The sequence below is a fragment of the Chloroflexus sp. genome (genome assembly GCF_056331925.1).
In genome coordinates this window covers 18814-38375 of record NZ_JBWGQH010000020.1, presented here as the reverse complement: position 1 = coordinate 38375, position 19562 = coordinate 18814, and the positions used below count along the sequence as shown (strand labels likewise).

The window sequence follows — 19562 nt, the reverse complement described above, 5'->3', positions numbered from 1 at the left end:
GTATGGAGATTATTCCGGCCATTGATATAAAAGATGGACGCTGCGTGCGGCTGTATCAAGGCGACTTTGCCCAGATGACGGTATACGCCGACGATCCGGTAGCCGTAGCACGTCAGTGGCAAGCACAGGGCGCCAATCGCATTCACGTGGTCGATCTCGATGGTGCGCGTACCGGACGGCCCCAAAACGTTGATGCGGTCCTGGCGATTACCCAAGCAGTACAGATCCCCGTCCAACTCGGCGGTGGTCTCCGGCGGGAAGAGGATGTTGCTGCCGCATTGGCGCTCGGTGTAGAGCGTGTGATTATCGGTACGGCAGCCATTGTCGAAACCGAACTTGTCGCCCGCTTGCTCGAACGTTTTGGTGAACGGATCATTATCGGGATCGATGCGCGCAACGGGATGGTCGCAACCGACGGCTGGACGGTCACTTCAACCATCGCTGCCACCGATCTCGCCGGGCAGATGGCCGCACTCGGCGCACGCCGGTTCATCTATACTGACATCAGCCGCGATGGGGCACTGAGTGGACCAAATTTTACTGCGCTGGCCGAGTTAGTCAAACCTGATGGTCCAGCCATTATTGCCAGCGGTGGCATTGCCAACCTTGATCATATCCGTCAACTAGCTCAGATCGGTATAGAAGGCGTTATTATCGGCAAAGCGCTCTACACCGGTGCAATCTACTTGTCGGAGGCTATCGCGATTGCCCAAACTACTACCGGATAGCACCAGGCATACCGAGTCACACAAACGAAGGAGTATTTATGTCAAATTCAGACCTAACAGCACGATATGAAGAAGAGCGATTGCGGGCGCAAGAGCAATCGCAATTAATCTACTTGCAAAGCCAGATCGATGAATTACGGCGCCAACTCAAAGACCAAACCAACAAATACCAATGGGCAATGGAGCAGGTGCGGAAAAATGAAGGGGCGATTGCGCAAGTGCAAAGCCTCTTCGACCGCCACACGAACGAGGTGACGCGGGCGAACGAACTCGTTCGGCGTGACGTGGTCGCATTACGGCGAGAAGTAGCGGCGGCGTTGGTGAAGATTGAAGAGGGCGTCCGACCACTGCGCGATATGCAATCCCAAATCCAACAGATCGCCGAGGCGCGGAAGCAGGATCGTGACTTTTTAGCCGGATGGCTTAATCGGATCGAACAGCTTGAGCGTCAAATCGGTGGCTTAGCTTCCCAGATCAAAGAACTTGATGAGCGCCAGCGTCAACTTACCCTCCAACTCGAACGGCTTCGCGAAGCAGATGCCGCCGTGTTGCAAGAGGTGCGGCGGATCAACGATGAGCTGCAAGTCGAAAAACAATCGCTGCGCCGAATGGCGGTCGAAGCTCAACAACTCATCGCCGATCTCCAACCATCGATTGACGAACAAAAATCGCGCATCGATCGGCTCGAAGAGATTCGTCAACAAATCGACTTGTTTACCGAGGTGTTACCGACCCAGATTCAAGAAATCGGTGCGAAACTACCCGACATTATCGCCGAGATCAAGCGCATTGAACGTATCTCAACCGAACGTTTTCTCATGAATCAAGAGCGATTGGAAGAGCTGCGTCAGATGGCCGATGAGCGGATGAGTGCGCTTCAGGAAACCGACGAGCAGTATATCCGCCAATTGACATCTTGGCTCGAACGAATTGATAGTTGGCTCCGTGAAATCGAACAACGCTTGGAACGCTCGACCGACCGGATCGAACTGGAGCAAAAGGCACAACTATTGCGGATTATGGAGTTAGAACGGCGCGAGGTTGATACCCTCAATGCGCAATTGGCAACTTTACGCCAACGACTGGAGCAGGTACGGGCAGCCCACATCGAATTGGGTGGCGGAGACCGGTAATCCACAATAAGTAGACGTGTTGCTGCCTCAATCATCACGCCGGCGGAGTACAAAGATGCGCGGGTAGAGACCACCCAAATCAACACGCAGTTGTTGCTCACAATACCAGACCGGTAGTTCGGCAAGGGTACGTTCCATCAAGCGCACTTCGTGACTAATCAGCACGGCTCTGCCGGATGCGCGTGTAACCCGCGCTGCCTCACGTAACAAGGCCGGGTAGAGGGTTAGATTCGTCTCATGGGAGCCAACCAGATGCCCAAACGGTAAATCGGCCAGAATGACATCCATACTCGCGGTTGGCAATGGCAGCGCTTGCGCATCCCAGTCATACAACGACACGTTACGCCCAAGTCCGGCAGCAGCCACATTCCGGTACGCGCACGCCAGCGCAGCCGGATCGGTATCGCAACCGAGTGCCTGTGCCGCCGGGCCAATCAACAGCCGTTCGATAAGCAACGTGCCTGAACCACAGCCAATATTGAGCACTCGATCGGTTGGATGCGGACGGCTGAGGAGTGCCATCGCATGGGCGACCGGACCATTCAACGCACCTTCACGATTACACACACGCCACGGTCGGGTCGCGAGTGGGCGAGGCGTTAGGCGTACCAACAGATCCCAACCCGACCGATCATTTGGGCGTAACCGTAGCAGAAGATCGCCATCTTCGGCTCCAACGGCCAGCCCTAGTCGTTCGCTAAGCGTGTGCTTGAACCGCTGTAACACGCTGCTATCGGCACCGGCAGCACTAAGGAATAGCGTTTGGAACGTACCGGCCGGATGGAGACGTTGGACCATCGTAATCATTGCCAGCACAGCGCGGAGGTGTTCATCACCAAGCAACGCCCGTGGGCGCGGAATCGCAAATGTGCGAACGACGAAAACCGATGTGACGCAGCGGAGGTCAAACAACGCCGATAACGATCCTCGCATTGTCGCTTGGATCACACCGCTCGCAGTTGGCGGATCGAGCCGGAGACCGGCAATACGCTGAGCTTCCGCGCGCGCGAGAGTTTCTAAGCCGGACGGAACAACGATTTCAATCCGATACGACATTGCGCTATACTATACTGATCAAACACCTATCAGCGGTAAGATGCCGTTATTGATTGGTCAACGAGACAATGGACAAACCTATTAGCACCATACCGTAGTATACACGCAAACCGCCTATGGACATCGGAACCACAGTATGGCCACCAATGCCGGCGCGTCCCCAAGCACTGGCCGCAAGTTGGTCGAGCTACGACCACGGAGCATTACGCGACTATCTGCAACGTGCCCGTGAAGTCGGGCTACGACAGGTACGGTTTGATCTGCGCTGGGCCGAAGTACAGCCAGGTGAACAACGGATATCGGTTAGTGCACTCGATGGCTTTCACCGCGGTCTTGATCTTGCGCAGGCGAACGGTCTACAGGTCATTGTCTCATTGCTTAGTGCGACATTGGGACCATTACTCCATCTCCCAGATTGGTCACTCGGTATACCGACACAGGCCCTAACAACCCAAGCGGTAACCGAGCTGCTAAGCAAGCCGGCTTTAACCATCCTTGACAACGCCTCTTACCGTCGCGAACCGGTTCGTGATCTCTATACCGAGCCGGAAATGCGGTCTGCCCAGCGCTACCTATTGCGTGAAGTAATCGGCAATTTTGCGACACATCCTGCCATTCACGGCTGGCTGCTCGCTGCCGGCTGGGAGCGGGTACGCCCACCAATCCATCACCGAGATATGGCGGCCTGGTGGGCCGATCTTGCTGAGCGCGCTCGCGCGCACGGGGCAAACCGCTTGTTTGGTCAAATCGATGCCGCAGCTCTCAGCAGTCGAGACAGTTTGCGTCCTTATGACATCGCAATGGCCGGTGGTGAGGTAGTAGTTAGTGTTGGACCGTGGCCACCACTTGGCGATGGTCCACCGGCCCACGGTGAGGTAGCTTGCTTTCTCCACGCCATTGTCGCTGGCCTGTTGGCCGAAGAGGTCAACGATACCGCTGCTGCCCAAGTCGTGGTTGCCGATCTCGGCTGGCCAACTGCACCACGTCCTCAGCTCCGTGGCTGGCAGACCGATGAGATCTTTGCCCAACCGGCACGAACCTTTTTGGCCGATGAAGAAGCCGTCGCAACTGCGATCCAGCACACTTTACCGGCATTAGCGCGGGCCGGCGCGGCAGCAGTCTGGCTGACGGGAATGGTTGATCCTACCGAAGAGCAATGGAAGATACCGCCATTTGACCGTAGTTGGGTAGCGCGCACGTGGGGCCTGTGGACCGCAGACGGTCGCCCGAAAGCCGGTTGGGAAGCGTTGCGTGAGGTAATCGGTAACCTGCCGGTCAAGCACTCTTTACCAACTTTACCCACTGAACCTGACCGATTCTGGCGCGATCCGGCTTATGAACTACGTCGTCTCTGGCAAGAATACCGCGCCGAGATGGTATAATCCCCCACCTGTTCTAGGTCTGGACACGGATAATCACTGGGTGGGCACAAGGTCTGCCCCGACCATATCCTCCGCGGGGGCAACTCTTGTGGTTGCCCCATCTTGGGTACTTGAGCAGGCACTTGGGCAGGTACAAGGCCTACCCTTACGGTTACGGTTTGGGTGAGCACAAGACCTGCCTTCGTGATCGGGGGCAGGCACAAGACCTGCCTTCGTGATCGGGGGCAGGCACAAGACCTGCCCCTATCTTATTCGTGCCCATCTGTGTTCCATCCTGATCCAGGCGGCTGCCATCCCCACTCGGCCAACAGCGCCAGGTCGGCCTTCGTCAACACACCGGCTGCGGCAGCCCGCGCAAGCAGATCGGGCCGGCGGGCCAATGTACGGCGTAACCGCTCGGATCGCCGCCAACGCGCGATCTCACCGTGATGCCCCGACAGCAAGATCGATGGCACTGCCAAACCCTCCCAGACTGCCGGTCGGGTATAGTGGGGATATTCGAGCAAGAAATCACTGTGGCTCTCTTCCACAATCGACTCGCTATCGATCACCCCTGGCACCAAGCGAGCCACCGCATCGACGACCACCATTGCCGCCAGCTCACCACCGGTCAATACATAATCGCCAATACTGATCTCACGGTCGATCAGCCGCTCACGCACACGCTCGTCAATCCCCTCATAATGACCACAGACTAAGATCAAACGCGGCAACGTAGCTAACTCACGAGCAATGCTCTGGTTGAACAGTTCGCCATCGGGTGTCAACAAGACGACCGGTCCACCCGGCTCATCGGCAGCTTGCACTGCCTGAATCGCCGCGGCCAGCGGCTCGGCCTTCATCACCATCCCGGCGCCACCACCGTAGGGTGCATCATCAACGGTACGATGGCGATCGGTAGCCCAATCACGAATATCATGCAGATGGATCGTAATCTTACCGGCCTGCTGCGCTCGCTTGAGAATACTCTCAGTCAGCGGCCCCTGAAACATCGCCGGAAAGAGGGTGAGAATATCAAATCGCATCCCCGTTATGCCTCAACACTGCGCAGGTACTGATCAAGAAACTCGACCACCCTCCGGCAATAACCGACTCGATCTGCGAAATAGCTGCCGCAATGCTCGGCGCCAGAAACTTCCCATATGATGCGCGGCTCGCGAGCCGCAGCGTACAACCGGCGGCTATGGTTGACCGGCACGACCGAATCGTCCGTCCCGTGGATCAGAAACACCGGTCGGGGCGCAATCTGACCAATAACATCGATTGGACGGACCTGGCTAAAGCGGTAGCCGTGGCGACGGTCAACAATCGCATCGGCCAACCGCACGAGCAAGGCCGCCGGAATAGGTAGGACTTTGGCAATGCTATCAGAGACAATATCATCGCCGGCGGTAAACGCACTATCGGCCACCAGCGCCTTGACCGACTGATCACGAGCGGCGGCCAGAATTGCTACCGACGCTCCCATCGAGTAACCGATCACGCCGATCGACGCATCAGGCACACGCTGACGAGCATACGACAACGCGACTAGCAGATCATCAACTTCACGACTGACCAAAGTCTTCGGCCACGGATCCGACTCACCACGGCCACGATAATCGAAGAGTAGCACGTTGTAGCCGGCGCGCCAACAATAGCTCCCGATACCGAGCAACTCGTCTTTGCTACCAGAATGACCGTGGCTACACACAATCACCGCATTTGTTTCCGGTCGCGGTAGCCACCAACCAACCAAACGCAAGCCATCGCTACTGCGAAACTCGACCGTCTCGTAGGGGAGGCCCAGCTCCCACGGCGTAAACGTATAGCTATCGAGATAACTCCGACGCGGAGGGGGGCTTACGCGCCAACTCACTGCGTAAGCAAGACCAACCATCCCACCTAACAGACCGATGGCGCCGGTGAGCGCCATCGGGACAATACTTCGACCTACTCTGATCGTCATACGATTATCCTCGTGCAGTGCCGATAAACTCATATTCTGGCACAGCCTGCGGCTGCAATAACAGATGAATCTCGTACAAACCGTCGGCATGACGACCATGGAACGGCAGCCCAAGCCCGGTCGCCAAGCGGATCATAGCAGTATTATCGGCATGGGTCAAAAAGATCAAGCGTTCGAGATTAGCTGCGCGCGCTTCATCCAGCAACAATTCGAGCAATGCCCGACCCACACCGAGACCATGATAATCGTCGCGCACCAATATTGATGCTTCAGCTACCTTAGGGTTATGGGGTAAGCGAGCAAACCGCGCAACGGCGATGGCCTCCTCACGCCCGTTCTCATCGGCCAATGCAACCAACGCCGCTTCACGATGAGGTTTGATCGCAGCAAGACGCTGCGCCGATTTACGTACCAGCTCCGGTGAGGCATGCTCAGCAGCGATAAAAAAGCGGCGATAGATCGATTCGGGCGATAAGCGGTAAAACATCCGCTCAAGTACATCGGCATCGGTAGCGGTGAGGCTGCGCACACGCAACGTGCGGCCATCACGGGTCGTAATAGTAGAGAGTCTCAATTGGTGGCCACGTTGATCGTTCATTCACACCTCCCGCCTCGCTCATATGTGTCTTCAATCAACACCTGAGCCGATATGTAGTCGTAGTCTTGCTGCTACGGCTCTAGAAGTATTGTAGCATGAGAATGATACACCGGTCGATCTTGTATAACGCAATGCGTTATAGAGAAATGATAACATCATCGAGCAAGAGTGAGGATACGAGGTGAATAAACTCATTGCCATTGTCGGTCCAACCGCCGTCGGCAAAACTGAACTAGCGGTCGCGTGGGCCCAGCGCATCAATGGCGAGATTGTCTCTGCCGATTCGCGCCAAATTTACCGCAAAATGAATATCGGCACTGCCAAACCAAGCGCCACCGAACAAGCGCTCGCACCGCACCATTTAATCGACATTCGCGATCCCGATCAGTCCTTTTCGCTGGCCGAGTTTCAAGATTTAGCGCTCGCAGCCATTGCCGATATTCAGGCGCGCGGACGAGTACCGTTGCTCGTCGGCGGTACCGGTCAATATCTAGCGGCCGTGTTGGAGGGATGGCAGATACCGCGTGTTCCGCCCCAATCTGAGCTACGCGCCGAGCTTGAACAGGTGGCACTGCACGAAGGTCCGGCCACCCTCCACGCACGCCTCGCCGCCGTTGACCCGGTGGCCGCGGCGCGGATTCCACCGACCAACGTGCGACGGGTTATCCGGGCACTCGAAGTCTATTTGGTGAGCGGTGAACCGATCTCACGCTTACAAGAGCGACAACCACCACCGTTTCGCCCGCGCGTGATCTGGCTTCATCGGCCACGCACCGAACTCTATGCCCGTGCCGACGCGCGGATTGAGCGCATGATCGCCGCCGGACTCGTTGACGAAGTTGCCGAGTTGCTTGCTGGCGGGTACGATTGGTCGTTACCGGCCATGTCGAGCCTTGGCTACATCCAGTTTCGCCCCTATTTTGCTGGACAAACCGATCTAGCCAGTTGCATTGAGCGTCTACGTTTCGATACCCATGCCTTCATTCGTCGGCAAGAGATGTGGTTCCGGCGCTTACCCAATCTGGAAATTTGGACGCCTGATCACCCCGATTGGCGCGCTATCATGGCCTGAGCGACCTCGTATTCACGTACCACGTGCTTAAGAAACTGTTCAGGATGACTTTCTGAGGGAGGCAACGAAAGATGCCGGCGAATCACAGCCGCGAATTGGTGGGCCAGTGACACACATGCATCGCCAAACAGCGCATCGCGGCACTGCAAGAACTCAACGACCAGCGCGACATCGGCAGGCGTTAACCGCTCAACATTGGGCAGCAGAGGGGTTGGTGTCACACCAGGGGCACGTGGCGACACATATGCGTGCATCGGCTGGAGCATCTGAGACAGCGTGATACGCTGACCTTCGTGCACCACCACCGTTCCCGCCGTCAGATCACCGAGTCGCCGATGATAACGATCCACAAAGATCGTCAGCATACCAACACCGTACCCGAACGGTAAGAAATCGATGGCACGCATAAGATTCCGCACCACCACGGCAGTACCATCAACCGGACGTCCCCCCCTCGCGTATCACCCGGAGTCGCAACAGCCGCTTACCCGGCGTTTGACCATTCCAAATCAGCTCGAAGATAACGTAGTACCCCCAATTGATGGCAAACGCCAACAACGCCAACAACGCCCCGATAACATCTTCATGGCCGACACGGCCGACGATAATGATCGTTACCAAACCGGTTACGAATAACGCCAGCATCACGACATAATCGACCATGGCTGCCAAACTGCAACTAACCAGCCCGGCGGGCGTGTAGGTAATCGTAATGCCCTCTAGCGTCTCAACGCGATACAATTCAAACGGGTTGGTGGTCACGCTCATCGCTCTGCGGTAGGCAATTCAGCGTCATCAGGTGGCGTGGAGACGAGACTCGGCTCGTGCTCTGCTTCGAGATGACGCATATCATTCAACATTTTCACCCGCCAGTGTTTATAGCCGATTTCGAGGATCGAAACCGAGGTATTGCCGATATGGGGATAATTGCCGAACACCGACCCTGTCAGATTCTCAGCGTGCGCCAACAAGGCCCGAATACAACCACCGTGGGTCACAAAAGCCAGGGTGTGACCACGATGCTGTGCGACCATCGCCTCGACTGCCGTTACCACCCGCCGTTGCAAAGCAGCTATCGTTTCACCACCGCCGCGCGGCAGGTCGTGACCCTGCATAATCTGTGCCCATTCATCAGGGAACTGCGTCCGCACCTCATCGGTGGTCAACCCACTCCAACGTCCGGTATCGATCTCGCGTAATGCCGGCAAGAGTTGAACAGGTACTTTCAAAACGGCGCCAATCTCCCACGCAGTTTGGTAGGCGCGTGAAAGATCACTACTATAAATAGCCTCAAACTTCACCCCATCGCGAGCCAGTCGGTTGGCCAGCAACCGTGCTTGCCGGTAACCAATTTCGTTCAGTGGTACATCGACATGCCCCTGCCACCGCCCCTGCATATTCCAGTCAGTTTCACCGTGGCGGATCAAATAGACGGTCGTCATATCATTCTCCGCAAAGTAACGATTAATCTTTGGTTCTATGGTAACACAGAGTTATGACCGGCATGTTAAACGGGGGAAAGTGACGACAGACAGCCTGCTACGTCTTCCGTTTAGAATTCTCTCCACCCCCTTTACTCCGTACCTTACCCGCATGTCACCGGTGCAAGCAATCCCTCCATCCGCTTGTCGAGAGTACTGTCCAAGATGCGGTATGATATATTCGTGAATTAAACGAACAGCATAGGCAATTATGTTCACTCACATCAACGAACACTTTACACCGCAAGAGATAGCTCTGCTGCAGCCGTTCGTCACCAATGTCGACCGGCCTATCTTCTGTTTGCGCAATTTGCCGGAAGTGGTCAAGGGGGCGCTCTTTGCGCGCTATAGCCGCAGCACGAAGAGCCTTCGCCGCTTACTCCTTGACGAGTTCATTACCGAGCCGGAATCGGGCTTCGCCGCGATTGTGTCGGCAGTTGGTGATAGTCCGGCTGCCCAACTCGTGGCTACACGCCAGGCTGAGGCATTCTACGAACGAGTCCTGATCGGGTACGGTGATGATTCGGTAGCCGAGTTGGGTGGCGCACATCTCGCCTGCGAAGGAATCAGTAATATCGCGGCGAAGCTACTTGAAGATAGTCGGATCGGCATCTCACCACTGGAAAAGTCGACGCGCTATGTCCGCTTCGACCTGCCAGGACCGACGGGCTACCCCTATCTGCGTGAGCCGGTGCTGATGGCATCGCCGTTCGCGGAACGCTATACGACGACGATGGACAACCTCTTCGCGACGTATAGCGCATTGCTCGACCCGGTGCAAGCCTGGCTGCAAGCCACATTCCCCCGTGACGAAGCGACCACCCCACGTGCGTACCGCAATGCGATTCAGGCGAAGGCGCTCGATCTGTTGCGCGGGTTGTTGCCGATGGCGACCCAAACCAACGTTGGGTTGTTTGGCAATGGGCGCGCGTTTGAGTACGTGATCATCAAACTGGCTGCCGCGCCGTTCGCCGAAGCGCGTGCGCTGAGCGAGGCGATCCAGACCGAGCTGGATTATGTGATTCCGGCATTTGTGAAGCGGGCCAGGAGTGAGCGTGGTAAAGCGTATGCCGCATATCTGGCGGCGACACGCGACCAGGTGGCAACGTTGGCTGCACAGCTCAATCTTGCACCGACGGAAGATGAAGAGATGACGGTGCGCTTGGTCGAGTATGACCCGCACGCTGAAACAAAGCTCGTCGCGTCTATCCTCTATCCGCATCTTGACCTTCCGCTGGACACTATTCGCGAACGAGTGGCGGAACTATCGGCAGACGAACGGCATGCCTTGATCATGGCCGCTCTCGGCGACCGGGCCAGCCGTTTTTACCGACCGGGTCGCGCCTTTGAGGAGCCGCACTACACGTTTGATATCCTCGCCGACATCGGTGCGTACCGCGATCTCCAACGTCATCGGATCCTGACCCAAGAACGACAGCGGTTCACCGTGGCCCATGGCTATGTGACCCCACCGGAGCTAGAGTTGATCGGGGTTGCCGATCGCTACCGTGCTGCGCTAGAACAAGCAGCCGACCTAGTCTCCGACCTCGAACGCGAGTTTCCGCACGAGGCGCAATACGCAGTTCCGTTTGCCTTCCGGGTGCGCTGGCGCATCAAGCTGAATCTCCGTGAAGCCTACCATCTGATTGAACTGCGCAGTGCGCGACAGGGCCATCCGTCGTACCGCCGGATTGCGCAACTGATGTTTCAGGCTATTAGTGCAGTGCATCCGACCTTGGCTGCCGGGATGCGGTTTGTCGACCACAGCGACTACGACCTCGAACGGCTTGCCGCCGAGCAACGGATTGATCAGAAGCGACAGGGACGGTAACGCCGGGATCCATAAAGGGCGCAGAGGATGGAACGCAAAGACGCTGAGGACGCAGAGGGTCGCAAAGGGTTTGGAACAGGTTCATCCTCTGCGCTTCAGCGCCCCTTCGCGGTAAACTGTACCCCACCCTTACTCTTCTCCACTTCATAAGCGTATCTCTGGATCAAAAGAAGCGACCTCGATAGAGTTAGCCGAGTTGGCGCTGATGATGCGTAGGCCGTACTTCCCAGCAGCGACTTAAGCATAGCCCTATGCAACCACCACGCTAACGGCATCACCCAGTATATCGGAGAAACCGGCTTCGGTAGGGTGGACTAGGTGAGTGCGGCATTGTTTTCCAGCGATTGCGCAGGTTTTGGCGCACTCAATGAGCTGGCACTCCGTGCCACAGTCATCACGACGCTTAGGAGCCACTAAGCTGCGCTAGACCTCGACGCAGCGCGTTCGATGGCGATTCCATAAAACACCTTCGGGCCAATCGTTCGGATCGACCCAAAGGTGTTTTAAGGCTTTCTGATACTGGTGCCGGAGACGGTGCTTGAACCCGTAAGGGGTTTCCCCTAGCGATTTTTAAGACCGCAGCGTTTGCCTTTTCGCCACCGACCTGGAGAGCGAGCACACAACCCAAGGATACCGATAGAGGCACAGCGCTGCTGTGCCCCTACCGTGGTGCCGGAGACGGGACTCGAACCCGTAAGGGGTTTCCCCCAGCGGTTTTTAAGACCGCAGCGTTTGCCTTTTCGCCACTCCGGCGATCACGCCTCTATTATAGCAAATTCTTTGCACACCGCATACAAGATCACGCTACGGTCGTACCTGTAGATAAGCACCTGCACACCAACCCTCGATCCCGGCACTACGCACTTGCCACCACACCCACCCATCGCGTTCGACCGGCCCACTCAAGATCTCAACCTGTGTGCCGGGTTCTAACACCAGCAATACCGGAATATCGGGGCTGAGACCGGGCTGGGCACGCAAATTAAGCGCCGGAATGCCATCACTGACCACTGCTATCCGCCCGACTGCCAATGTGTCAGCCGCCGGCGACGGCTCAACCGTTGCAGGTGGCTCTCCAACCACCGTTGCCTCTGGCCCAGCCGTTGCCGCTACCGTCGGCATATCACTCAGCGACGCAGTCGATGCCAATGAAGGATTCGCAATTGGCACAGACGGCGGTGGAACCGGTGCGGTTGGGTTTTGTAGGCTGAGCGCCATTGCCAAACCGATGATAAAAATACTGACAATGATCAACGTTGGTGCAACCCAACCCGGTACCAGCGGCTTACGTACTTCAGCATCAAATGCTTGATCACCGAGCGCACGCACACGGCGTGCTTCGTCATACGCAGCGTGGCGATCACGCAACCGTACATGCACCGGTTCATCATTGGGAAGCGCCGTTTGCAACCGTATGGGCTGGGTAGGCCGTGACCGTGGCCGATCCGGTTCGGTCACGGGTAAGGCTTGTACGCCATAACGCGGCAAGATCATCGTCGCCAAACGCTGATAGGCAGCCAATGTTTCGCCGGTCACAGCCAAATGCTCACCACGCGCAATTCGGCCGCGTAATCGGTGTAACCGCTGCACTGCATCGACCTCTTCGGCGCTCAGTGGCTGGCGGTCAAGTGCTTGCATCGCGGCCAGCACACCGGAGAACGCGCCTAGTGCTGCCGGTGAATTGATCCGAAGCAGATGGGCACGTAGCGTATCCTCAATCGCGCCGTGGATGCTGAGCAATGCCAACTCGGGTATCTCACGGCGCGCACGCGCCAGCGTATACTTCTCGCGCGCCGACTCCATCAGCGTCAGCGGGTTAATTGTCGTTGACTCATCACCCGTCAGTGTCATCCGAGTTCTGCTTCTAACAGCTCACGCACCCGTTGGGCGTTCGCTTTTCCTTTCGTCGCCCGCATCACCAAACCGACCAAAAACTGAATAGCCGTCTTTTTTCCTTTTCGATATTCGGCAATTGCCTTTTCCGCCTTCTCATCGACCAACACTGCGCGTACCGCTTCTAGCAGTGCCTCATCATCGCTGATCTGCGTCAGTCCACGCTCGGTCACCAAAGCCGCCGGATCGGCGCCGGTCGTGAAGACCTCTTCAAAGAGCTGCTTGGCGACGGCACGGGTAATTGTGCCTTGCTGCACCAACTCAATCAGGGTTGCTAATCGATGAACCGGCATACACTCGATCAATGCCGTTGCCGGTTCGCCACGATCGTTCAGCAAGCGAAAACCCTCATTCAGGACCCAATTTGCGACTTCTTTTGCCCCATCGGGTCGATTCACAGCGGCGACAGCCGTTTCATAATAATCGGCAATGGCACGTTCTTGGGTCAGCAGGTCGGCATCTTGCCAAGATAAACCATACGATTCCATCAGCCGCGTGCGGCGTGCATCGGGCAATTCCGGCAATTCGGCTTGACGGGTAGCAATCCACTCCGGTGACAACACCAGCGGCGGAATATCGGGTTCGGGAAAGTAGCGATAATCGTGCGCATATTCTTTCGAACGCTGACCCTCGGTACGGCCCAAATCCTCACGCCAGCCGCGCGTTTCCTGCTCGACAACGCCACCGGCTTCCAAGATACGGATCTGACGCTCGATCTCATACGCCAGGGCTCGCTCGACAAAACGGAATGAGTTGATATTTTTGATCTCTACTTTAGCGCCAAACCGATCCGAATCGGCGCGGCGTACACTCACATTGGCATCGCAACGCAACGCACCTTCTTCGAGATTACCGCTGTTCGCGCCAATCCAGACCAAAATCTGGCGAATCTTCTCGAAGGTCAGACGAGCTTCTTCCGGCGTGCGAATATCGGGCCGCGTCACGATCTCCATCAGTGGCATCCCGCTCCGGTTGTAGTCGATCAACGATGAACCGTCAGGACTGTGGATCAAGCGACCGGTATCCTCTTCGATATGCAGACGTTCGATCCCGATACGACGTATTTCGCCGGCAGCAGTGCGAATCTCGATCGCGCCATCGCTACACAATGGCTCATCGTACTGTGTTATCTGAAAACCTTTGGGTAAATCGGGATACGGGTATGACTTGCGGGCAAAGACCGAGTGTTCGTTTACCCGACAACCCAGCGCCAGACCGCAGAGTGCTGCCAGCTCGACGGCACGGGCGTTGAGCACCGGCAGCGCACCGGGTAGACCAAGACTTACCACCGAGACCCGTGTATTCGGCGGCGCACCGGCGTAATCGGTACTACAACCGTCAAACATTTTGGAAGCGGTTAGAATGTGAGCATGGATTTCAAGACCAATTGTTGCAATGTATTCCGGCATAACGTTCCTCGCGCAATGTTAGCTTACCCTTATTCTACCCGTTTTTCGGTTACACTGCGCGACGGTTACAACTCCGATGTAGCATATCTCCCACAACGATACGCTACAATGATGTTGTTGCTTCAAACCTCGTCAGGGTTTATGCCCAGCTTACCGCAAACTAGCAGCCAAGCGTTCGGCCCGTTGCCGCTCTTGCTCGGCCCGCGCTTGTAGTTCAACGAAACTCAGAAACGGCTGACCATCCGGCCAGTACATGCGAAAACCTTCGGGAGTGCGACGAAACGTGATACCTAAACGCGGGCTATTCCAGCCATCAAGTTCAGGAATGACCCTCAAGCGACCCTCACGTCGCTTGCCAGCCGCTCATATCACCGGTATCGGGGTCGTACAGATAATACTCTTCGACACTGTACATATCGTAAAATTCCAACTTCGCCGCCATTTCGGTCAATGTGTTGTTCGGTGACAACACCTCAAACACCACCTGCGGCGCAATGTTATCTTCTTCCCACTGACGGTATGAGCCACGGTCACCCTTTGGTCGCCCGAAAACGACCATCACATCAGGTGCGCGGCGAATATCAGGGCGACCTTCAACCGGATACCATAGCAGATCGCCGGCAACGAAGACATCAGCCCGTTCACGAAAGATCGCATCGAGATTCCCCTGAATGGTGACGATTGCATGAAACTACTTAGTGTTGTCCGCTATCAGCATGCCGTCACTTTCTGGGTAGACGATCGGCACGGAAGCAACTACTTGGCTCGTCATCATCCACTTCCTTTGTAGCGAACATTTGTTTGATTGTACTACGTCCTCGGTGTCGGTGCAAATCAGGAGAGCGTACCAATCGCGTCATCATCTGTCAACAGTAGTGTATGATGTGTATAGAACGCAACAAGAGAAAAAGGAAGGAGGACGACATCCGGCATTTACAATGGTGTGGGATAACGTATAATTGTACCTATGGAAAACACCCATGAGCACTGGCAATGTAGTGAAGCTGCTAGGGATTTCGCTCACAACCCTTGCCGCGATGGAGCGTGCAGAGTGACCGATTCCCGTTGCACGAACGGACAGCAATCGTCGCTTGTCCGCCGAATTACGCGCATTCATCGACATGCGCACTCCGGTATCTGAACCGATACGGCTAATTGTATCTTGTTGCGCATTACTCGCACTGCACAGAAGCCAATCCTCGCCAATCAACAACGGAGACGCGAAGCGTTGGTTGTTGCCAACGGTCGTGCATATATGCGTTCGTTGCAGAAATTGGTGGTGGCTGAAGCGCCACGCACAACCGCTTGCTTGAATTCATGAATACCATCGATTGGTGCGTAGTCACGATGTTCATGAGCGCGCATTGTTGTGACCGGCTCGCACGGTTCGGTTTTAGCAGGTCACCACCAACAGTTGCGAAAGGTTGAGTTCTGAATCAGGAGCGTTGCTTTCCTGAGCAGGAGATGGTGTAAGGACTAATGACCATTGCGCGTGGCTTCTCGTCAAGCCTTGATGGGCTCTTTGCGGCCTCTGCGTCTTTGCGTTACATACCTGACGATCACACCACAACACTCAACCTTGCATCCAGAGCAGTTTCGGATGCAGACGGAAACGTTACACCCGTCAGATAGAATCGCGTTCGTGGGAAAGAAACCGTGTGCGCTTTTGCGCACGTTCTTGAGAGCAGGATGATGATGTTCACAAGCTCCCACCAGGCTGCCGAACCCATCCGGGCAGTATTGACAAATGCGCAGCGGATTTTACTGCTGAGCCACATTAACCCTGATGGTGATGCGATCGGTTCGTTGCTCGGCACGATGCATGTGTTACGCGCATTGGGTAAAGAGACGGTAGCACTCGCTTCTTCGGCGCCAATTGATTATTGTGCGGCCTTGCCCGGCTTCACAGAGTTACACGTCTATCGCTCCGGTGATCCGTTGCCCGACTGCGACCTCATCTGGATGGTCGATGTGGCGCATTTGTCGCGCGCCGGTGCGATCTACGATGAACACGCCGCAACGTTGCAATCACGCCCGTTGGTGATTGTCGATCATCATGCGACAAACGATGGTGGTGGCACGGTCAGTCTAATTCAAGCCAACGACTCTTCATGCGCAGAGGTGTTGTTCGATCTCTTTACGGTGCTGGAATGGCCGCTGTCGCCCGATGCTGCCACCTGTCTGTTTCTTGGGATGATGACCGATACGCAGAGCTTTCAGACGCCGACGGTGACACCGGAAACGTTACGACGTGCTGCTGCGTTATTGGAGGCCGGCGCCGATAAAGAACTCGTGGTGAATGCCGTCTTCTTCTCTATTCCTCCGGCAACACTGCGGCTGACCGGTATGGCGATGGCCAATTTGCAGCAAGAAGATGGCATTTTCTGGACAGTCGTTACGCAAGAGATGCTCCGGGTAACCCAGGCAGACGAAGCGGCAACCGATGATACGGTCAGCCGTCTCCAGCGTGTAGCCGGGATGCGTGCTTGTGTGTTGTTTCGTGAACGACCCGATGGTACGGTGAAGATCAGTTTGCGTTCGATACCGGGCATTGATGTAGCAGCAGTAGCCCAGCAGTGGGGTGGCGGTGGGCATCGACAAGCAGCCGGGGCAACGCTCAAGATGAGCTTAGCCGAAGCGGTTGATGCTGTGCTGCCGGTGTTGCGCAAGTCGGTACTGCGGTAAGATTGCGGTAAGATGATGACCGATTTAGCGGGGTTTGTGATTATCGATAAGCCGGCCGGACTGACTTCACACGACGTTGTGGCCCGCGTGCGACGATTGGTCGGACGGGCAGTGAAGGTAGGCCACGCCGGTACGCTCGACCCAATGGCGACGGGGGTGTTGCCGATAGCTTTGGGGAGCGCGACTCGGCTACTCGATCAGTTGGTTGATACCCGAAAAGGTTATCTTGGTGTGGTACGGTTAGGTATACAGACGACGACTGACGATGCCGATGGTGAACCGCTGGTGACGCAGCCGGTTCCCGACCTCACGCCGGAGACTATCGAGGTGGTGTTAACCCGCTTTCGCGGTGATATTCTGCAACAACCACCGGCTTTCTCGGCGCTCCACATTGATGGTCAACGCGCGTATGCGTTAGCGCGCGCCGGCAACGAGGTAACATTAACGCCCAGACCGGTACGGATCGAACGGCTTGATCTGCTTACCGTAGCATTGCCCGATCTGACGATTGCTGTCGAGTGTAGTAAGGGCACCTATATCCGTGCCTTGGCACGTGATATTGGCGCGGCGCTTGGCTGTGGTGGACATCTCGCCTCGCTACAACGCACCTTCACCGGCCCGTTTCGACTTGAACACGCAATACCACTAGCAGCGTTGACCGATCGGGAAGTGGTTATGCGGCATCTGCTACCACCGGAGACGGCCCTGCTCGATTGGCCGCTTGTGCAACTCGATGAAGCCAACACACACCGTATTCTGCACGGTATGTCAATTCCCGCCGGCAAGTCAACGGCTCCTCGTGCTCGCGCTCACGATTCCGATGGAAAGCTCATTGCCCTGCTGCGGCGTGACGGCGAGCGGTGGCAACCGGTGAAAGTTTTTCGTCATCGTTGATAGATGTGCAGGTAGAACACGTCTATGGAACCTACCAATCGCCTTTACTACGATGATTCCTATCTCACCCAATTTACGGCCCGTGTTGTCGCCGTCGGCGATTATCGTGGCCGGCCTGCATTAGCGCTCGACCGCAGTGCGTTCTACCCTGAAGGTGGTGGGCAACCTGCCGACCGCGGTTGGTTGACCAATGCCGACACCCACCGACGCTGGGCGGTGCATGATGTGCAGAGTGACAATGGTGTCGTGTGGCACATTCTGAGCGGCGATGCGCCACTACCGGCGGTGGGGAATAGCGTTATCGGCCAGATCGACTGGGCACGTCGGTTTGATCACATGCAACAGCACTGTGGTCAGCATATCTTGACTGCTGCGTTCATTGCTACGTGCAACGCACCGACCACCTCGTTTCATCTGAGCGAGCGCACTGTCACCATTGATCTGGCAATCTCTACCCTCACCGACGAACAGGTTTGGGCGGCAGAAGCATGGGCTAATACCGCGATATGGCAAAATCTTCCAATCCAGGCCCGCTTTGTGACACCGACCGAACTGGCCCACATCCCGCTTCGTAAACCACCGACGGTGAACGAACAGGTGCGCGTCGTCAGCATTGGTGACATCGACCATTCTGCCTGCGGTGGCACCCATCCGGCACGCAGCGGTGAAGTGGGCGCAATTGCAATCTTGGGATGGTCGCGCCAGCGCGGGATGATCCGAGTGGAGTTTGTTTGCGGTGGGCGGGTGATTGCTGCCCTCCACGAACGCGATCGGGCAGCGCGCGGGGCAGCGGCAGCGTTGAGCGTGGGCTGGACCGAACTACCGCAAGCTATTGCTCGCTTACAAGAGACGCAACAGGCTTTGCAGCGTGAACTCACCCAAACGCAACGCGAACTCGATGCAATGCGGGCAACACAATGGTACGCCCAGACGCCACCGGTCGATGGGCGACGGATCGTTACAGTGACCCTTCCCACTGCCGGTATTGAGCGCTTGCGCACCATTGCCAGCTTCATCGCCGAATTACCAGGTGGAATTGCCATTGTGGCCGGCGGTACAGAACGTGTACAGATCGTCGTCGCTTGTGCCGCCGATACCGGCGCCGACGCCCGTGAGATTCTCGCTGCCGGTATGACCGTGCTCGGCGGACGCGGTGGCGGTCAGGTGCATCTCGCTCAAGGCGGTGGTGGTCAACCGGAAGTACTATCAGCAGCCCTGGCAGCAATGGTAGAGCGAGCAAGTCGAGCCTAACGCTGCCGACCTAACACTGCGATAACTGCTTCTGCTATAATAACGCCGATTCGGATACCCTGCACAGATAGCCAGAGCAATGGCCCCCGCACGTAGTGCGGTGTCGGTTGGTAGCTTTGATAGGCTGGGTTCATCTAAAGTTCCCTCTGCTCGGCGCAATGCTGCGCCCCAATGTCCGGCGACGACAACTAGCAATGATGC

At 56.4% G+C, this 19562-nt stretch carries 18 protein-coding genes, 1 tRNA gene and 1 pseudogene; 8 read left to right on the top strand and 12 right to left on the bottom strand.

Features of this window, described 5'->3' with window-relative positions:
* The first annotated feature begins 2 nt into the window (after window positions 1-2).
* Window positions 3-728, top strand: a complete 726-nt coding sequence (gene hisA, locus AC01ZF_RS11705; protein WP_424675530.1) for a 1-(5-phosphoribosyl)-5-[(5-phosphoribosylamino)methylideneamino]imidazole-4-carboxamide isomerase — start codon at window positions 3-5, stop codon at window positions 726-728.
* Window positions 729-766: 38 nt separating this feature from the next.
* On the top strand, window positions 767-1861 hold the full coding sequence (locus AC01ZF_RS11700; RefSeq protein ID WP_428131579.1) for a hypothetical protein: 1095 nt from the start codon (window positions 767-769) through the stop codon (window positions 1859-1861).
* Window positions 1862-1888: 27 nt separating this feature from the next.
* On the opposite strand, the gene AC01ZF_RS11695 is transcribed toward AC01ZF_RS11700, so the two are convergent.
* On the bottom strand, window positions 1889-2917 hold the full coding sequence (locus AC01ZF_RS11695; protein ID WP_424675532.1) for a methyltransferase domain-containing protein: 1029 nt from the start codon (window positions 2915-2917) through the stop codon (window positions 1889-1891).
* A 116-nt stretch (window positions 2918-3033) separates the two neighbouring features.
* On the opposite strand from AC01ZF_RS11695, the gene AC01ZF_RS11690 reads away from it, so the two are divergent.
* Window positions 3034-4299: a glycoside hydrolase 5 family protein gene (locus AC01ZF_RS11690; protein WP_424675533.1), complete on the top strand. Its 1266-nt coding sequence runs from the start codon at window positions 3034-3036 to the stop codon at window positions 4297-4299.
* Between the two features lie 248 nt (window positions 4300-4547).
* On the opposite strand, the gene trmD is transcribed toward AC01ZF_RS11690, so the two are convergent.
* The 3 genes from trmD to AC01ZF_RS11675 are packed head-to-tail and all read right to left on the bottom strand — an operon-like array spanning window position 4548 to window position 6845.
* Complete coding sequence (trmD, locus tag AC01ZF_RS11685) at window positions 4548-5324, bottom strand: tRNA (guanosine(37)-N1)-methyltransferase TrmD (RefSeq protein ID WP_424675534.1); 777 nt, start codon at window positions 5322-5324, stop codon at window positions 4548-4550.
* Window positions 5325-5329: 5 nt separating this feature from the next.
* Complete coding sequence (locus AC01ZF_RS11680; protein WP_424675535.1) at window positions 5330-6247, bottom strand: alpha/beta hydrolase; 918 nt, start codon at window positions 6245-6247, stop codon at window positions 5330-5332.
* 4 nt (window positions 6248-6251) lie between these two features.
* Window positions 6252-6845, bottom strand: coding sequence for a GNAT family N-acetyltransferase (locus AC01ZF_RS11675; protein ID WP_424675536.1), 594 nt, complete (start codon window positions 6843-6845; stop codon window positions 6252-6254).
* Between the two features lie 181 nt (window positions 6846-7026).
* Between AC01ZF_RS11675 and miaA the strand changes: the two genes are divergently transcribed.
* Window positions 7027-7917 (top strand): tRNA (adenosine(37)-N6)-dimethylallyltransferase MiaA, encoded by an 891-nt coding sequence (miaA, locus tag AC01ZF_RS11670; RefSeq protein WP_424675537.1) that lies wholly within the window; start codon window positions 7027-7029, stop codon window positions 7915-7917.
* Here the strand turns inward: miaA and AC01ZF_RS11665 are convergent.
* From AC01ZF_RS11665 to AC01ZF_RS11655, 3 genes are read right to left on the bottom strand one after another with little or no spacing between them, the layout of a single operon-like run.
* Window positions 7887-8324, bottom strand: a complete 438-nt coding sequence (locus tag AC01ZF_RS11665) for an RDD family protein (protein WP_424675538.1) — start codon at window positions 8322-8324, stop codon at window positions 7887-7889. The two genes, miaA and AC01ZF_RS11665, sit on opposite strands and share 31 nt — an antisense overlap.
* Window positions 8325-8352: 28 nt before the next feature.
* Window positions 8353-8685, bottom strand: coding sequence for an RDD family protein (locus AC01ZF_RS11660; protein WP_476575370.1), 333 nt, complete (start codon window positions 8683-8685; stop codon window positions 8353-8355).
* Window positions 8682-9359 carry a histidine phosphatase family protein gene (locus AC01ZF_RS11655; protein WP_476575369.1) on the bottom strand — a complete coding sequence of 226 codons (678 nt, stop codon included), beginning with the start codon at window positions 9357-9359 and terminating at the stop codon, window positions 8682-8684. The genes AC01ZF_RS11660 and AC01ZF_RS11655 overlap by 4 nt, the downstream gene beginning before the upstream one ends.
* 250 nt (window positions 9360-9609) lie before the next feature.
* On the opposite strand from AC01ZF_RS11655, the gene AC01ZF_RS11650 reads away from it, so the two are divergent.
* Window positions 9610-11229, top strand: coding sequence for an FAD-dependent thymidylate synthase (locus tag AC01ZF_RS11650; RefSeq protein WP_424675541.1), 1620 nt, complete (start codon window positions 9610-9612; stop codon window positions 11227-11229).
* Window positions 11230-11896: 667 nt separating this feature from the next.
* On the opposite strand, the gene AC01ZF_RS11645 is transcribed toward AC01ZF_RS11650, so the two are convergent.
* The 4 genes and pseudogenes from AC01ZF_RS11645 to AC01ZF_RS11630 all read right to left on the bottom strand — a co-directional run bounded on the left by AC01ZF_RS11645 (window position 11897) and on the right by AC01ZF_RS11630 (window position 15303).
* A tRNA-Leu gene (locus AC01ZF_RS11645) sits at window positions 11897-11982 on the bottom strand.
* A 51-nt stretch (window positions 11983-12033) separates the two neighbouring features.
* The gene (locus AC01ZF_RS11640; protein ID WP_424675542.1) at window positions 12034-13080 is read right to left on the bottom strand and encodes an SH3 domain-containing protein; all 1047 of its coding nucleotides are present in this window, start codon (window positions 13078-13080) and stop codon (window positions 12034-12036) included.
* Window positions 13077-14531: an Asp-tRNA(Asn)/Glu-tRNA(Gln) amidotransferase subunit GatB gene (gatB, locus tag AC01ZF_RS11635; protein WP_424675543.1), complete on the bottom strand. Its 1455-nt coding sequence runs from the start codon at window positions 14529-14531 to the stop codon at window positions 13077-13079. The genes AC01ZF_RS11640 and gatB overlap by 4 nt, the downstream gene beginning before the upstream one ends.
* Before the next feature lie 122 nt (window positions 14532-14653).
* A pseudogene (locus AC01ZF_RS11630) lies at window positions 14654-15303 on the bottom strand (Uma2 family endonuclease).
* A 920-nt stretch (window positions 15304-16223) separates the two neighbouring features.
* Between AC01ZF_RS11630 and AC01ZF_RS11625 the strand changes: the two are divergent.
* From AC01ZF_RS11625 to AC01ZF_RS11615, 3 genes are read left to right on the top strand one after another with little or no spacing between them, the layout of a single operon-like run.
* Window positions 16224-17216 carry a DHH family phosphoesterase gene (locus tag AC01ZF_RS11625; protein ID WP_428131587.1) on the top strand — a complete coding sequence of 331 codons (993 nt, stop codon included), beginning with the start codon at window positions 16224-16226 and terminating at the stop codon, window positions 17214-17216.
* 12 nt (window positions 17217-17228) lie between these two features.
* Window positions 17229-18110, top strand: coding sequence for a tRNA pseudouridine(55) synthase TruB (gene truB, locus AC01ZF_RS11620; RefSeq protein ID WP_424675545.1), 882 nt, complete (start codon window positions 17229-17231; stop codon window positions 18108-18110).
* A gap of 24 nt (window positions 18111-18134) precedes the next feature.
* Entirely contained in the window at window positions 18135-19361 is a 1227-nt protein-coding gene (locus AC01ZF_RS11615; protein WP_424675546.1) for an alanyl-tRNA editing protein, read from the top strand.
* Here AC01ZF_RS11615 and AC01ZF_RS11610 read toward each other — a convergent pair.
* Window positions 19358-19495, bottom strand: a complete 138-nt coding sequence (locus tag AC01ZF_RS11610) for a hypothetical protein (protein WP_424675547.1) — start codon at window positions 19493-19495, stop codon at window positions 19358-19360. The two genes, AC01ZF_RS11615 and AC01ZF_RS11610, sit on opposite strands and share 4 nt — an antisense overlap.
* Window positions 19496-19562: the final 67 nt, after the last annotated feature.

Excerpts from the sequence above, each read along its gene's own strand:
- AC01ZF_RS11660 (WP_476575370.1), bottom strand. The coding sequence starts at position 8,685 with ATGAGCGTGACCACCAACCCGTTTGAATTGTATCGCGTTGAGACGCTA.
- AC01ZF_RS11625 (WP_428131587.1), top strand. The coding sequence starts at position 16,224 with ATGATGTTCACAAGCTCCCACCAGGCTGCCGAACCCATCCGGGCAGTA.
- trmD (WP_424675534.1), bottom strand. The coding sequence starts at position 5,324 with ATGCGATTTGATATTCTCACCCTCTTTCCGGCGATGTTTCAGGGGCCG.
- AC01ZF_RS11655 (WP_476575369.1), bottom strand. The coding sequence starts at position 9,359 with ATGACGACCGTCTATTTGATCCGCCACGGTGAAACTGACTGGAATATG.
- truB (WP_424675545.1), top strand. The coding sequence starts at position 17,229 with ATGATGACCGATTTAGCGGGGTTTGTGATTATCGATAAGCCGGCCGGA.
- AC01ZF_RS11690 (WP_424675533.1), top strand. The coding sequence starts at position 3,034 with ATGGACATCGGAACCACAGTATGGCCACCAATGCCGGCGCGTCCCCAA.
- AC01ZF_RS11665 (WP_424675538.1), bottom strand. The coding sequence starts at position 8,324 with ATGCGTGCCATCGATTTCTTACCGTTCGGGTACGGTGTTGGTATGCTG.
- AC01ZF_RS11700 (WP_428131579.1), top strand. The coding sequence starts at position 767 with ATGTCAAATTCAGACCTAACAGCACGATATGAAGAAGAGCGATTGCGG.
- AC01ZF_RS11610 (WP_424675547.1), bottom strand. The coding sequence starts at position 19,495 with ATGAACCCAGCCTATCAAAGCTACCAACCGACACCGCACTACGTGCGG.
- AC01ZF_RS11650 (WP_424675541.1), top strand. The coding sequence starts at position 9,610 with ATGTTCACTCACATCAACGAACACTTTACACCGCAAGAGATAGCTCTG.
- hisA (WP_424675530.1), top strand. The coding sequence starts at position 3 with ATGGAGATTATTCCGGCCATTGATATAAAAGATGGACGCTGCGTGCGG.
- gatB (WP_424675543.1), bottom strand. The coding sequence starts at position 14,531 with ATGCCGGAATACATTGCAACAATTGGTCTTGAAATCCATGCTCACATT.
- AC01ZF_RS11695 (WP_424675532.1), bottom strand. The coding sequence starts at position 2,917 with ATGTCGTATCGGATTGAAATCGTTGTTCCGTCCGGCTTAGAAACTCTC.
- AC01ZF_RS11640 (WP_424675542.1), bottom strand. The coding sequence starts at position 13,080 with ATGACACTGACGGGTGATGAGTCAACGACAATTAACCCGCTGACGCTG.
- AC01ZF_RS11680 (WP_424675535.1), bottom strand. The coding sequence starts at position 6,247 with ATGACGATCAGAGTAGGTCGAAGTATTGTCCCGATGGCGCTCACCGGC.
- AC01ZF_RS11675 (WP_424675536.1), bottom strand. The coding sequence starts at position 6,845 with ATGAACGATCAACGTGGCCACCAATTGAGACTCTCTACTATTACGACC.
- AC01ZF_RS11615 (WP_424675546.1), top strand. The coding sequence starts at position 18,135 with ATGGAACCTACCAATCGCCTTTACTACGATGATTCCTATCTCACCCAA.